This window comes from Clostridium sp. JN-1, assembly GCF_003718715.1.
GTDB lineage: Bacteria > Bacillota > Clostridia > Clostridiales > Clostridiaceae > Clostridium_AV.
Map to the genome: position 1 here is coordinate 1755386 of NZ_CP033465.1, position 14928 is coordinate 1770313.

The 14928-nt window shown below is 30.2% G+C and carries 13 protein-coding genes; all 13 read right to left on the reverse strand.

Annotated features, from left to right (window positions below):
- Window positions 1–44: 44 nt before the first annotated feature.
- The 13 genes from pgsA to infB all read right to left on the reverse strand — a co-directional run bounded on the left by pgsA (window position 45) and on the right by infB (window position 14915).
- Window positions 45–632, reverse strand: coding sequence for a CDP-diacylglycerol--glycerol-3-phosphate 3-phosphatidyltransferase (gene pgsA, locus EBB51_RS08265; RefSeq protein ID WP_123054034.1), 588 nt, complete (start codon window positions 630–632; stop codon window positions 45–47).
- On the reverse strand, window positions 619–1956 hold the full coding sequence (rimO, locus tag EBB51_RS08270; RefSeq protein WP_123054035.1) for a 30S ribosomal protein S12 methylthiotransferase RimO: 1338 nt from the start codon (window positions 1954–1956) through the stop codon (window positions 619–621). Before rimO ends, pgsA begins: the two co-directional genes overlap by 14 nt.
- Before the next feature lie 132 nt (window positions 1957–2088).
- A complete protein-coding gene (locus EBB51_RS08275) occupies window positions 2089–4314 on the reverse strand; it encodes a DNA translocase FtsK (protein WP_123054036.1) in 2226 nt (741 codons plus the stop codon).
- Window positions 4315–4417: 103 nt separating this feature from the next.
- Window positions 4418–5104, reverse strand: a complete 687-nt coding sequence (locus EBB51_RS08280) for an ATP-dependent Clp protease proteolytic subunit (RefSeq protein WP_123054037.1) — start codon at window positions 5102–5104, stop codon at window positions 4418–4420.
- 72 nt (window positions 5105–5176) lie between these two features.
- Complete coding sequence (locus EBB51_RS08285) at window positions 5177–5449, reverse strand: YlmC/YmxH family sporulation protein (RefSeq protein WP_123054038.1); 273 nt, start codon at window positions 5447–5449, stop codon at window positions 5177–5179.
- 110 nt (window positions 5450–5559) lie between these two features.
- Window positions 5560–6861, reverse strand: a complete 1302-nt coding sequence (locus EBB51_RS08290) for a pitrilysin family protein (RefSeq protein ID WP_123054039.1) — start codon at window positions 6859–6861, stop codon at window positions 5560–5562.
- Window positions 6862–6953: 92 nt separating this feature from the next.
- Window positions 6954–9071 carry a polyribonucleotide nucleotidyltransferase gene (locus tag EBB51_RS08295; protein WP_123054040.1) on the reverse strand — a complete coding sequence of 706 codons (2118 nt, stop codon included), beginning with the start codon at window positions 9069–9071 and terminating at the stop codon, window positions 6954–6956.
- Window positions 9072–9235: 164 nt separating this feature from the next.
- Window positions 9236–9499 (reverse strand): 30S ribosomal protein S15, encoded by a 264-nt coding sequence (gene rpsO, locus EBB51_RS08300; protein WP_123054041.1) that lies wholly within the window; start codon window positions 9497–9499, stop codon window positions 9236–9238.
- A 112-nt stretch (window positions 9500–9611) separates the two neighbouring features.
- A complete protein-coding gene (locus EBB51_RS08305; protein WP_123054042.1) occupies window positions 9612–10550 on the reverse strand; it encodes a bifunctional riboflavin kinase/FAD synthetase in 939 nt (312 codons plus the stop codon).
- A 7-nt stretch (window positions 10551–10557) separates the two neighbouring features.
- Entirely contained in the window at window positions 10558–11433 is an 876-nt protein-coding gene (gene truB / locus EBB51_RS08310; protein ID WP_123054043.1) for a tRNA pseudouridine(55) synthase TruB, read from the reverse strand.
- 16 nt (window positions 11434–11449) lie between these two features.
- Window positions 11450–12412: a bifunctional oligoribonuclease/PAP phosphatase NrnA gene (locus EBB51_RS08315; RefSeq protein WP_123054044.1), complete on the reverse strand. Its 963-nt coding sequence runs from the start codon at window positions 12410–12412 to the stop codon at window positions 11450–11452.
- Window positions 12399–12764 carry a 30S ribosome-binding factor RbfA gene (gene rbfA, locus EBB51_RS08320; RefSeq protein ID WP_123054045.1) on the reverse strand — a complete coding sequence of 122 codons (366 nt, stop codon included), beginning with the start codon at window positions 12762–12764 and terminating at the stop codon, window positions 12399–12401. Before rbfA ends, EBB51_RS08315 begins: the two co-directional genes overlap by 14 nt.
- Before the next feature lie 57 nt (window positions 12765–12821).
- Window positions 12822–14915 carry a translation initiation factor IF-2 gene (gene infB, locus EBB51_RS08325; protein ID WP_123054046.1) on the reverse strand — a complete coding sequence of 698 codons (2094 nt, stop codon included), beginning with the start codon at window positions 14913–14915 and terminating at the stop codon, window positions 12822–12824.
- Window positions 14916–14928 lie beyond the last annotated feature (13 nt).

Genomic DNA, 14928 nt, shown 5'->3' on the forward strand with positions numbered 1-14928 from the left:
AAAATAAAGAGTTAAATTTTTTAAAATTTAACTCTTTAATAAACCTATTTATCAGGTCTAAGCATTTCCTTATTCTTAATAAAATAATCTAGTCCAGATATTATAGTTATAATTATAGCTAATGTCATAGCCACATCTGTTGTCATATTTAAAAACTTATGAGGATGTTTAATAAATTTTTCTAGCATTCCTAGAAAAACATGTTGATAATTTAAATTTATTAATGCTAATACTATAGCTATTATCTGAGTAACTGTTTTTGCTTTTCCCCATTTACTTGCTGCTATAACTTTTCCTTCTGCAGCAGCTACAGTCCTAAGTCCAGTAACAGCAAATTCTCTAGCTATAATTATTATTGCTACCCATGAAGGAATTACATGGTATTCAACTAGACATACTAGTGCTGTTGTAACCAATAACTTATCTGCTAGAGGGTCCATTAATTTCCCAAAACTAGTTACTTGATTTCTGCTTCGCGCAATATATCCATCCAACTTATCTGTTATAGATGCTATAATAAATATAGCTATAGAAATAAGTGTACCATAAGGTATCCCTTTTATAGTTATAAATATTAAAAAAACAGGAACTAATATAATTCTAAGTATTGTAAGTTTATTAGCAAGATTCATAGTACACAACTCCTATTAAATCATATTCAAAAGCATGAGTGATTTTTACTTTAACAATTTCTCCTATCTTTAAGTCTTTATCACATTTAAAGTAAATGAGTCCATCAACTTCAGGAGTCATTTCATAACTTCTCCCATACCATTCTTCGTCTTTACCTTCCACTATAACGTCATATACTTTTCCAACCTTTTCACTATTAATATCCTTGGATATCTGTTGTTGAATACTCATAAGTTCTTCTTCTCTACTCTCTTTGATTTCCTCAGTAATTTGAGAATTCATCAAAGCTGCAGGAGTTCCCTCTTCTCTAGAATATTTAAAAACTCCTAATTTGTCAAATTTGATATCCTTAATAAATTCTTTCAATTCATCAAAATCATCCTGGGTTTCTCCAGGAAAACCTACTATAATAGAAGTTCTAAGTACAATATTTTTTATCTTTTGTCTCAATTTATGTATATTGCTTATTATATCTTGTCTTGTTCCTTTCCTTCCCATAGCTTTTAGCACATGATCACTTATATGTTGAATTGGTATATCTAGATACTTACATACTTTACTATTTCGTGCCATTTCATCTATGAGTTCCTGAGTAATTTGTTCAGGATAACAATACAGAATTCTGATCCATTCTATGCCATCTATAAGAGAAAGCTTTTTTATAAGTTCATGGAGCATGCTTTTACCATATATATCAATACCATAAATACTTGTGTCCTGTGCTATAAGTATCAGTTCTCTTACTCCCAAGCTAGCTAAATCAGATGCTTCCCTTAAAATATTTTCCATATGCCTGCTTCTATATTTCCCTCTTATTTTAGGTATTATACAGTAAGTGCAAAAGTTGTCACATCCTTCTGCTATCCTTATATAAGCATAGTGTGAATCAGTAGTTAGAACCCTATTTCCTTCATTTATATTTACATCACTATAGGTACAGCTATAAAACTTATTTTGATTTCCATTCATACAACTTTCTATAGCTCCACTTAACTTGTCATAGTCATTTACTCCAAGTAATATATCTATTTCCGGAATCAAATCCATTAATTCCTTACCATATCTTTGTGTAAGGCAGCCTGTAGCAGCCAAAAGTTTACATTTGTATTTCTTTTTGTATTCAGCCATTTCTAATATTGTATCTATAGATTCCTGTTTTGAATTTTCTATAAAACCACATGTATTAACAATTATAACATCAGCTTCTCTTGGGTCATCTACTATAATATATTCGATTTTAATATTGCTTAGAATAATTTCCGAATCTATTCTGTTCTTATCACAACCCAAACTTATTAGTCCAATTTTTACATTGTTCTTCACTATATTTCCTCCTGTATTATAGCATATTAAAATAAATACATAACTTATTTTAAGACTACTTATTATTTTTTACAAGCATAAATTTAATTTTTATTAAATCAAAAATGCAAAATCATTTAAAAAGTTTGATATCTATAAATCATCTTTCTTTATCAATACCTGTCTCGGCTTACTTCCATCTCTCGCCGATATTATCCCTCTTTCTTCCATTTGATCTATAATTCTAGCTGCTCTATTATAGCCTATTCTAAGTCTTCTCTGAAGCAGTGACGTAGAAGCTTGATTGGCTTGTACCACAATTTTAGTTGCTTCTTCTAATAATTTATCACATTCAGAATCCTTATTAGTATCAACATTGGTATCAATTTGATTTATTATATCACTTTGATATTGAGGAACTTTATGACTTGATTTGATAAAGCTAACTACCCTCTCAACCTCATTTTCTGATATAAATGCTCCCTGTATTCTTATTGGTTTAGCTTCGCCAACAGGATAAAATAACATATCTCCTTTACCTAAAAGCTTTTCCGCACCAGCACTATCTAATATTGTTCTAGAATCAATTTGGCTTGATACAGCAAAAGATATTCTAGAAGGAATATTAGCTTTAATGACTCCAGTAATAACATCTACAGATGGCCTTTGAGTAGCTATAACAAGGTGCATACCTGCTGCCCTTGCCATTTGAGCTAACCTACATACATAATCCTCCACATCATGTGGGGAAACCATCATTAAATCTGCTAACTCATCTATTATTATTACTATAAAAGGAAGCTTTTCTTGAGCCGTTCCCTTAACAGTTAATTTATTATAGCTTTCAATATTTCTAACGCCATTGTCTGCAAATAACTTATATCTTCTCTTCATTTCCTGCACAGCCCAGTTTAATGCTCCTGCGGCTTTTTTAGGATCTGTAACTACTGGTATCAATAAATGTGGAATTCCATTATATATACTGAGTTCAACTACTTTAGGATCTATCATAAGTAACTTGACATTGTCAGGAGAATACTTATACAAAAAACTAATTATAAGGGTATTTATACACACACTCTTACCAGATCCAGTTGCCCCAGCTATGAGCACATGAGGCATTTTTGAAAGATCAGATATAACACAGTTTCCAGCTATATCCTTTCCAAGACAAAACGCCAAATTATTATCTGAATTCATAAATTCAGATGATTCAATAACTTCTCTTAGATAAACAGGAGTTAACTCCCTATTTGGTACTTCTATTCCTATAGCTGATTTACCTGGAATAGGTGCTTCAATTCTAATTCCAGATGATGCAAGTCCCAATGCTATATCATCAGCTAAGTTTACTATTTTACTTACCTTAACACCAGGACTTGGTTGAATTTCAAATCTTGTGACAGATGGACCCTTGCTTACTTGAATGACTTTAGCTTCAACTCCAAAGCTCAACAAAGTTTCCTCAAGCTTACTAGCATTTCCTATTAATTCTTTTTTATCTTCTTTATTTAATTTAGATAGTGTATTTGTATTTAACAAATTAGAGTTTGGAAACTTATACATAACAATAGATGCTGCACTTTTTATTCGTTTACTAATTTCATCATTCATAGATCTATCAGAAGTTTTATCTGATGCACATTCAATATTTATGGGATGCTGTTTTGGCTTTTCTACTTCTTTATTTTTTTCAGATGACTTCATAAAATTTAATATCTTTATTCTGCTGTTTATTCCATTTATAAAATTCTTCTTTTTATCATTTTGGTTACAATCTTCAATATTATCTTCCTTTTCATCAATTAATTTTATTGCATCGTCATCATTTCTGTGAATAAAGTTTTTTACATTATATATTATTTCATATATAGTAATTTTACTCATTAAAATAAACGATATTATGTATAATGACAAAAAAATTATATAGCATCCTACTTTACCAAATAACTTTAATAGTGGAATATCTATTAAAATGCCTATCACACCAGCATGGATTATTGTATTTGATTCATATAATTTCCTTATAGCTAATTTTATATTGTTATCTACATAGTAATTATCAATTACAAGCATTTGTATAAAAAGCAGTGTATTTATAATAGAAAGTATTACTCCATAAAACTTTGTACTAAATTTCATTTTCTTCTTTTTAGCTATGTAACAAAATCCTATAAATATTATGAGTACTGGAAAGATAAAAGCTCCGAGGCCTGCGATGGTTATTAGAATTTTCTTTATAAAGTTTCCTACAATACCTGAAGTCTCAGGTGAAAAGACACTAATTATCATAAGTATGCCTATTGTAACTAGTAGAATTCCTTTCACATCATTATTATTTTGGTAACTTTCCACTTTTCTAGTCATGTACCTTATCACCTCAAGTTAATAATTCTACATGCTTATAATATTTCCTTTTATTTTAATATACCAAAATCATCAAAGGAAATTTCATTATAAACTTTCTTTTTATCAGCTAAGTTTACTTTTCTTTAGCTAACTTTTTTTCTATTAAAAATTCTAATTTAGATATTGCATCACTTATTCCGCCTACTTCATCTATTAGTCCTTCATCAACAGCTTGCTTTCCAATTAAAATAGTTCCCATATCATTTAACAGATCATTAGTCTGTGACATAAGCTTTGTTAAATTCTCCCTCTTAATTTTGGAAGTTCTAACTATGAATTCTGTAATTCTTTCCTGCATTTTCTTAAAATATTCAAATGTTTGCGGCACACCTATTACAAGCCCATTCATTCTTATGGGATGAACAATCATAGTAGCAGATGGTGATATAAATGAATAATCAGCTGAAGTAGCAAGAGGAACTCCTATAGAATGACCTCCTCCTATCACTAGAGAAACTGTTGGCTTACTCAAACTTCTTATCATTTCTGCTATTGCAAGTCCTGCTTCCACATCTCCACCGACAGTATTTAATACAACGAGTAATCCCTCTACTCTTTTATCATTTTCTACAGCTATGAGTTGGGGGATTACATGCTCATATTTAGTAGACTTAGTTTGTGGTGGAAGTATCATGTGTCCTTCTATTTGACCTATTATAGGCAAAATTTGAATTCTATCAATTCCCTCAGGTGTATTTGTAGTTCCTAATTCCTTTAAATTTTTTAATTCTTGATTTTTATTATCATTTTCTTCAGGCATATTATCTCCTCCTTAAACACAATCATATTTTGTGCATTAAGGTGATTATATATACATTTTTTACTACTTAAATTAATGATACTTTTTCAAAGACTCTTCTTCTGCATCAATTATTATTGTCTTAGATCCTATTTTTTTTACATATTCCCAAGGTACTTCTATAAATTCATTTTTGCTAAATAAGCCTATTTTAGATTTATTATTATTTAAGATTAACATTTTGAAATTTCCATATTCATCTATTACAGTATCATTATTTCCAAGGTAGTTAAATTTATTTCCATCATTTACATTAATTATTTCATACTTTTCCATTTCACTATATAACTTTAAATTGTCGCTCATGATTATCCTCCCTTATATAAATTAATATTTATGGTTAGTTCCTGTTAATTTACAATTATGATATGAGCTTTAAAAATATTACTTAAAGTTATATACATTAGAAATATGTATTATATAAGCTTTTTATCTCCGCTTGCTTTAAATAAACTTATATCTTTTTCCATTATGTTTTTAAGTTTATCTAAATTGACATTACTTCCAACAAATGCGGAGTTTACTATTCCTTTTTTAAAGGTTTTTTCCATAACTCTATTTACATCATCAATACTAACCTTATTCACTTTACTTATTATATCTTTAGGTGTATTTACTTTATTTAAAAATAGTACAGATTTACCATTACTAAACATTCTACTGCTGGTACTTTCAAGTCCTAAAATATAGTTTCCCTTTAGTTGTTCTTTTGCTATATTTAATTTTTTCTCACTTATTCCTTTTTGTGTAAACTTATATATTTCCTCTTTTATCATATAAACTACATCCTCAGAATATTTGCTATTTAAACTATTATATATGCTGACCATTCCCGTATTGTTAAAAGACGATATATACGAATATATTGAATAACACAATCCTCTTTCTTCTCTTATTTTTTGAAAGAGTATGGATGATGCCCCTCCTCCAAATATACTATTTAAAATTGACAATGTATAAATATCTTCATTACCTACCTCAACACCTGGTATTCCAAGTATCATATGAAGTTGTTCTATATTTTTCTTTTTAAACATATAATTGTTTAAAATTTCTGGTTTAGAGTACATTGTGAGTTTTTCATTACAACTTACCCAATTTTCAAAATATTCTTTTATCAGCTTTAATGTACTATTTATTTCAAACTTTCCTGAAATAGATATAACAGAATTTTCTGGCACGTAATAGGAAGATACATAGTCAAGTATTTGTTCCCTATTAAAAGAACTTACAGTGTGAGCATTACCTAATATAGGAAAGGATATTGAATCGTCTCCCCATGAAGCCTTGCTGTGTAAGTCTACCAAAACATCCTCTGGCAAATCTTCTCCCATATTTATTTCTTCTATGATTACTCCTTTTTCTCTTTCTATATCTTGAGGATCAAATTTACTATTAAAAAGCATATCAGCTATGACATCTAATGCTAATTCAAGATGAGAATCAAGAACTTTTGCATAAAAACATGTAGATTCTTTTCCAGTAAAAGCATTTATTTGACCGCCTACATTTTCTATACACTCTGCAATTTTAAGTGCACTTCTCCTTTTAGTGCCCTTAAAAAGCATATGTTCTATAAAATGTGAAATACCATTATTATCCTTACTTTCATTTCTAGATCCATTTTTTACCCACAAACCTACACTTACTGAATTAACATAATCTATATCTTCCAAAACAATACTCAAACCATTATCCAATTTAAATAAGTTATACATATACCCTCCTAATAAATTAAGATTATTAAACATCAAATAAACTAGAATGAACTTAATTAATGATAAAAATAAAAAGGCATTTTAATGCCCTTCTACTTTTGTTGATCTTTAGAATTCTTATCTTCTGAATCTTTTATAGCATCTTTTCGTGATAAATTAATTCTTCCTTGGTTATCAATTTCAGTTACCTTAACCAGTATTTCATCCCCCACAGATACTACATCTTCGACTTTATTTACCCTATTAAAGTCTAACTTAGATATATGAACAAGACCTTCTTTGCCTGGAAGTACTTCTACGAATGCTCCAAAGTTAGTTATCTTAGTTACCTTTCCAAGGTATATTTCTCCTACCTTGACTTCCTTTGTTAAGTCTTCTATTATCTTAAGAGCTTTCTTTGCCCCAGCACTATCTTCAGACATTACAAAAATTCTTCCATCTTCTTTTATATCAATCTTAACTCCAGTTTCGGCTATAATTTTATTTATAACTTTCCCACCTGTGCCAATAACGTCTCTTATCTTTTCAGGATCAATTGTCATAGTATAAGTTTTAGGTGCATATTTGGATACTTCTGCCCTATGTTCTGGTATACATTCATTTATCTTCTTTAATATGAATAGTCTGCCTTCCCTAGCTTTCTTAAGTGTCTCATTTATACATTCATTAGTCAAGCCATGAATTTTAGTATCAAATTGTATAGCTGTAATTCCAACTTCTGTTCCAGCAACCTTAAAGTCCATGTCTCCAAAGAAATCTTCTATACCTTGTATATCTGTTAAAATTTCTTGTTTAGACATATCCTCACTAGTTATAAGTCCCATAGCTATTCCTGCTGCCGGTCTCTTTATAGGAACACCTGCATCAAGTAATGCGAGTGTGCTTCCACAAACACTAGCTTGTGAAGTTGAACCATTTGAACTCAATACTTCTGAAACCAATCTTATTGTATATGGAAATTCACCTTCACCAGGAATAAGAGGTTCCAAAGCTTTTTCTGCTAAAGCACCATGGCCTATTTCCCTTCTGCCTGGTCCCCTTAAAGGTCTTGTTTCACCAGTACTATATGACGGAAAATTATAATGATGCATATATCTCTTGGATTCCTCTGATCCAATACCATCCAAAATTTGAACATCACCTAAAGCGCCAAGGGTTGCAACTGTCATTACTTGAGTTAATCCTCTAGTAAATAATCCAGTTCCATGAGTTCTTGGAAGTATACCAACTTCGCAAGTTATAGGCCTAATTTGATCAAATGCTCTTCCATCTGGTCTTCTATGTTCATTTAAGAGCATATTTCTAACTATTTCTTTTTGAATCCTATATATAACATCAGCTATATCGGCACCATTATCTGGATACTTTTCACTAAACTCTTCATCTATTTTTTCTTTTACTGAATCAACAGCTTCATTTCTTTTGTCTCTATCCATTATGTACATAGCTTCATTTAACATGTCAAATGAAAATTCTCTTACTTCTTTTTCAAGAGTTTCATCAACTTTATATAATGTTGGAACATCTTTTTTCTTACCAAATTTTTGCACAGCTTCTTCTTGGAAAGCTACTATCTTTTTACATTCTTCAAATCCAAGCAAAATGGCATCATACATGATATCCTCAGGTACTTCATCTCCACCTGCTTCTATCATCATGATTTTATCTTTTGTCGCACAAACTGTTAAATTTAGTGTGCTCTTTTTTCTTTGTTCAAGCCCTGGATTTATTACAAATTCACCATCAACAATGCCTACTGACACAGCACCAACTGGTGTATCAAAAGGTATACTTGATAAACACAAAGCCATAGATGCTCCATTTATTGCTAGTATATCAGGTAAGTTATCTTGTTCTACTGAAAGTACAGTACAAACTACTTGAACATCATTTCTATATCCCTTAGGAAATAGTGGTCTAAGCGGTCTATCTATAGCTCTTGCATGTAAAATTGCTTTCTCGGATGGTTTACCTTCTCTTTTTATAAATCCCCCCGGTATTTTACCTACTGAATATAATCTTTCTTCATATTCTATACTTAGTGGGAAAAAATCCACCCCTTCTCTTGGCTCGCTTGAAGCATTTGCATTAACAAGAACTACTGTATCACCATAGCTCACTAGTAATGCACAATTTGAAAGCATTCCAACTTTTCCATAATCAATTTTAAGAGTTCTTCCTGCTACATTAGTCTGCAATATTTGACTCATAAATTATTTAACCTCCCTTCATAGGTTTGTTTTAATATTATTATAGTTACTAATAAATTTTATTATACAATTATTAAATTAGTAAAATCATAATTGTAATTGAAATCGAAATATTTTGAATTAATTCTTAATTAAAATAAGAGCGGTATTAAGCCGCTCTAAAATTATTTTCTTAAATGTAATTTTGCAATAATAGCACGATATCTTTCAATATCTTCTTTCATTAAATAATTCAAAAGACCTCTTCTTTTACCAACCATCATTAAAAGACCTCTTCTTGAATGATGATCTTTCTTATGAATCTTCAAATGTTCATTTAAATGATTAATTCTTTCAGTAAGTAATGCAATTTGTACTTCTGGAGAACCTGTATCTCCTTCATGTCTTGCATATTCTACTATTATATTATTTTTCATTGCCTTTTCCATTTACTGACACCTCCAATTGTAATCTCCTAATTCCATGAAAGTCGTCGGCAAGTCGATTTTCATAGCATAAGGTTCACGAATGTATTATAGCAAATATGTTGTCAAATGTAAATTAAATTTTAAAATTAATTTGTAATTTTTGTTTACTTGCATACATCTTGTCTTTTTTTAATTGATCTGCTAATTCATCTAGTGAATCAAATTTTTTCTCATCTCTTATTCTATCTATGAAAAATATACTTACATATTGATTATATATATTTTCATGAAAGTTCAATATATTAGTTTCCACGCTCAATCTATTATCTTCTACAGTAGGATTATATCCAACGTTTGTTATTCCTTTATATGGTTTGTTTTTATAATATACTATGGTATAGTAAACCCCTCCTCTTGGAAGGATAAATCTCTTATCATAATTTAAATTTACAGTTGGAAATCCCAATTTTCTTCCAAGCTGTTTTCCTCTTATAATATTTCCTCCAACCATAAAGGGCCTTGTAAGCATTTTTCGAGCCTTTTTCATATTTCCTTCTTCAGATATAACATTTCTTATTGTAGAACTACTTACAACTTGACCTTTTAATTTTACTGGATCAACTATTTGAAGTAAATAATTATATTTTCTACTCATTTTCTTTAGAAGCGATAAATCGCCTAAATTTTTATACCCAAATCTATAATTGAATCCAACTACAATACCTTTAACATTATAATGTTCTACAAGGTTTACTATAAATTCTTCTGGAGTTATTTTCATAAAATCTTTATCAAAACTTGCCATATTGACTATATCAAGTCCAGCAGATTGTAATATCCTTATTTTACTTGGGTTATCCATAATAATTCTAGGGGCTAATTCTTTATTTATAACCATACGCGGATGATTTTTAAAGGTAAATACCATACTTTTAGCATTATTTTTTTTAGCAAGCTTTATAGTTTTATCTATTAACTTCATATGTCCCATATGTAATCCATCAAAGCTTCCCAAGGCAACATATGTATTATTTTTTAAATACTTTTTAAAATTATCTTCTATTAAAATCATATCAACATTACCTCTGCAATAACAACTTTGTCATTTTAAATCCAGAATCCCTTCTCATTCCTATACCTATAAATTTATCTTTTCCTATATAAACTCTATATAATTTATTCTTTTGTATATCCCCAATGACAAATAAATTATTCATCTCTACTCCATTGATGAGTAATTTTTCATATTTAGAATCTATATGAATCTCTGGATAATCCATTAAAACTCTGTCCATAGGTATTAAATAATTAGATATATTTTCTTTTGTGAGATCATCTAGCTTTATAGAATCCTCTATTCTAAAGTTTCCAGTTTCAATCCTTTTAAGATTCCACATAGAACCTCCACACTTTAGTTTTTCTCCGATGTCATAGCATAAGCTTCTTATATAAGTACCCTTAGAACACTTTACCATAAAAGTTATTTTTGGAATACTAACATCTATTATATCAATGTTATAAATATTTACATCCCTTGGCTTTCTCTCTATCTCTATACCCTGTCTTGCTAATGAATAAAGCCTTTTTCCATTTACCTTCAAAGCAGAATACATAGGTGGAATCTGCTTTATACTGCCTTCAAAACTCTTTATTGCGTAAGCAGCTTCATTTTCTGACAAGTAAACTTCACAGTTTTTAACTACAGTTCCTTCTCTATCGTAAGTATCAGTAACCATACCAAGCATAAGCTCAACTTTATATATCTTATAATCACTCATTATGTAATCAACTAACTTTGTTGCAGCTCCTATACATATTGGAAGAACTCCAGATGCTTCTGGGTCTAAAGTTCCTGTATGTCCTACCTTCTTAGTATCTGATATCTTTTTAACCTTTCTCACAACATCAAAAGAGCTCATTCCAACTGGTTTATTTATATTCAATATTCCATCCATATATATATCACTCTTTTTAATTAATTTCTTTTTCTACAGCTTCAACTATAATTTTTTCAGCTTCATATACACTTTTTCCATCCATTGAACAACCTGCAGCCCTAATATGTCCGCCGCCGCCAAAAGCTTCAGCAATCTTCCTAACATCTACCTTGGATTTAGATCTCAAACTAATTTTTGAACCTTTATCTGTTTCTTTTATAAGTATTCCAACCTCAACAGTTCCAACTTGCATTGCAAAGGTTATAATATCAGAAGTGTTAGTTTCTTCCTCTATTCCTAAGCTTGAAAGCATATCCTTGTTTAAGGTCATTAAACATATTTTTTCTCTTATTAATTTCATATTGTCAATTACTTTTCCATACAGCTTTATTCTCTCAAATTTCTTATTATCAAAAATAGTTCTATGAATTTCGCTAAAATCAATACCTGTATTAACTAAATCACCTGCTATGGTATGTGTAACACTTGTAGTTGAAGAATATCTAAATGATCCAGTATCAGTGATTATTGAAGTATACAAACATGCAGCTATATCTTTGTCAATATCTATTCCCATTATCCTTACCATTTGATAAACAATTTCGCTCACAGCAGCTGCATTAGTATCAACATAATTTAAATCTGCATATAAATCATTTGACATATGGTGGTCTATGTTTATTAAAGTGTATTTTCTATTGTTCAAATCTAATTCTGCATTAATTCTCTCAGTATTTCCACAATCAAGTACTATGACACAATCTGTATTTAACCTTACGTTTACAGTTTCACCATCTATTTCATGGGAACAAGGTAAAAATTTAAAATCCTCTGGAAGGCTTTCTTTGGATATTATATATACATCTTTTCCTTTTTTTCTAAGTGCTTGCATTAAAGCTAAAGATGAACCCAAAGAGTCGCCATCTGGAGATACATGGAAAGTAATTGCAATAGTATTACTTTCTTCTATCTTTTCTAGTACTTCATTCATTATCATTTTGCTGTTTTCCCTTTATTTCTTGGAGAATCTTATCTATATGCATACCTTGTTCTATACTATCATCTAGTTCCATGATTATCTCAGGAGTATACCTTAAATTAATTTTTTTTCCCACTTCTCTTCTTATAAATCCTGAAGAATTTTTCAATGCTTCAAAAGTACTTGACTTAGATTCCTCGCTTCCAAAAATACTTACATATACCTTGGCATATCTTAAATCTTTAGTTACATCAACTTTTGTAACGCTTACCATTGCAGTTATTCTAGGGTCTTTTACATTATGTTGAATTATATTACTTATTTCTTTTTTCATTTCTTCGTTTATTCTTCCACTTCTATACTTAGCCATATAATTCACCTCATTTTCTACTGATTTCATAGTCAATTAAATTTATTTTTATAGAAATTACAGCTGTTTCTTTATCTCTTCCATTTTATATGCCTCTATTACGTCTCCTTCTTTTATGTCATTAAACTTTTCAATGGAAAGTCCGCATTCGTATCCAGAAGCAACTTCTTTTGCATCATCTTTAAATCTCTTTAAAGATGCAAGCTCAGATTCAAATATTACTATACCATCTCTTATAACTCTAACACTGCTATTTCTAACCATCTTACCATCTGTTACATAACAGCCAGCAATAGTACCAACATTTGAAATCTTATATGTTTGCCTAATTTCAGCTTTTCCAATAACTACTTCTTTATAATCTGGTTCAAGCATACCTTCCATAGCTGCCTTTATATCATCTATTGCATTATATATTACCCTATAAGTTTTTATATCAACAGATTCTTTTTCAGCAGCAATTGTTGCATTTGTATCTGGTCTTACGTTAAATGCTATTATTATTGCATTAGATGCAGAAGCTAAAGTTACATCTGTTCCAGTTACAGCTCCTACAGCTCCATGTATAACCCTTACTTTTATTTCATCATTAGATAATTTCTCTAAAGATTGTTTTAAAGCTTCTATAGATCCATGTACATCTGCTTTAATTATAACATTTAGTTCTTTTACTTTACCTTCTTTTATCTGGCTATATAAATTTTCCAATGATACTTTATGAGTTGACTGTAAGTACTGCACTCTAAGTTTCTGTTTTCTCTTATCAGCCATTTCCCTTGCTGTTTTTTCATCTTTTACTTGATGGAATCTATCTCCTGAAGCTGGCACCTCTGAAAGTCCCAATATTTCTACTGGTATAGAAGGTCCTGCTGATTTTATTTTCTTTCCCTTGTCATCAAACATAGCTCTTATTCTTCCATATGTTGAACCAACTATTATTGAATCACCAACATGAAGTGTTCCATTTTGAACTAATAGAGTAGCTACAGCTCCTCTTCCCTTATCAAGTTTAGCTTCTATAACTGTTCCCTTTGCATTTCTATTAGGGTTTGCTTTTAATTCCTGCATTTCAGCAGTTAAAATAACCATTTCTAAAAGTGTATCTATTCCCTCTTTTGTATGTGCAGATACTGGAACACATATTACATCTCCGCCCCAATCTTCAGGTACAAGTCCATAATCAGTTAATTCTTGTTTAACTTTATCAGGATTTGCACCAGGTCTATCAATTTTATTTATAGCAACTACTATAGGAACATTTGCGGCTTTACAATGGTTTATCGCTTCTACAGTTTGCGGCATTATACCATCATCTGCTGCTACAACTAATATAACTATATCTGTAATTTGTGCACCTCTAGCTCTCATAGCTGTAAATGCTTCATGTCCTGGAGTATCTAAGAAGGTAATCTTTTGTCCATTTATATTTACAGTATACGCTCCTATATGTTGTGTAATTCCGCCAGCTTCCATACTTGTAACTTTAGATTTTCTAATAGCATCAAGTAAAGAAGTCTTTCCATGGTCAACGTGTCCCATAACTGTAATAACTGGAGGTCTGCCTTCTAAATTATCATCTTCTTCTTCGTCTTCTTCCTGTTCTACAGCTTCTTTATCAATATCTAATTCTTTCTTAACAACTATAGTATCAAATTTTTCTCCTAATTTTTCAGCAGTAGGAAAATCTATTTCGTCATTTATAGCTGCCATTACACCCATAAAAATAAGTTGTTTTATTACTTCTGTATAAGGCTTTCCTATTTTTTCTGCAAATTCCTTTACGGTTATGGTACTTTCTTCTAACTCCATAATATTATCTTTCTCCGAATCATTTGACTTTGAATTACTTGCACTTTCATCTTTCTTTTCCTTGTTGTTTTTATTCTTAACCTTGGTCGTTTTTAAAGATTTTTTCAAATTTTCCTCTTCCAAGTCGTCATATTTTTCTACTATGCTTTCTTTATCATCTATATTTTCTTCACCGTCTTTTTTTTCTGCAAATAACTCCTTAATTAATTGAGCATCTTCCTCTTCTATAGCACTCATATGATTCTTTACTTTGACATTAAATTCTTCATGTAAGATTTTTATCAAACTCTTACTTGATATATTCAATTCTTTAGCTAATTCATAAACTCTTACTTTTGTCAAATAGATCACCCCC

What these genes read in the sequence shown, in the direction of transcription:
- EBB51_RS08290 (WP_123054039.1), bottom strand. Translation starts at nt 6,861, where the DNA reads ATGTATAACTTATTTAAATTGGATAATGGTTTGAGTATTGTTTTGGAA.
- EBB51_RS08305 (WP_123054042.1), bottom strand. Translation starts at nt 10,550, where the DNA reads ATGATTTTAATAGAAGATAATTTTAAAAAGTATTTAAAAAATAATACA.
- truB (WP_123054043.1), bottom strand. Translation starts at nt 11,433, where the DNA reads ATGGATGGAATATTGAATATAAATAAACCAGTTGGAATGAGCTCTTTT.
- EBB51_RS08285 (WP_123054038.1), bottom strand. Translation starts at nt 5,449, where the DNA reads ATGAGCGACAATTTAAAGTTATATAGTGAAATGGAAAAGTATGAAATA.
- EBB51_RS08295 (WP_123054040.1), bottom strand. Translation starts at nt 9,071, where the DNA reads ATGAGTCAAATATTGCAGACTAATGTAGCAGGAAGAACTCTTAAAATT.
- pgsA (WP_123054034.1), bottom strand. Translation starts at nt 632, where the DNA reads ATGAATCTTGCTAATAAACTTACAATACTTAGAATTATATTAGTTCCT.
- rpsO (WP_123054041.1), bottom strand. Translation starts at nt 9,499, where the DNA reads ATGGAAAAGGCAATGAAAAATAATATAATAGTAGAATATGCAAGACAT.
- EBB51_RS08280 (WP_123054037.1), bottom strand. Translation starts at nt 5,104, where the DNA reads ATGCCTGAAGAAAATGATAATAAAAATCAAGAATTAAAAAATTTAAAG.
- EBB51_RS08315 (WP_123054044.1), bottom strand. Translation starts at nt 12,412, where the DNA reads ATGATAATGAATGAAGTACTAGAAAAGATAGAAGAAAGTAATACTATT.
- rbfA (WP_123054045.1), bottom strand. Translation starts at nt 12,764, where the DNA reads ATGGCTAAGTATAGAAGTGGAAGAATAAACGAAGAAATGAAAAAAGAA.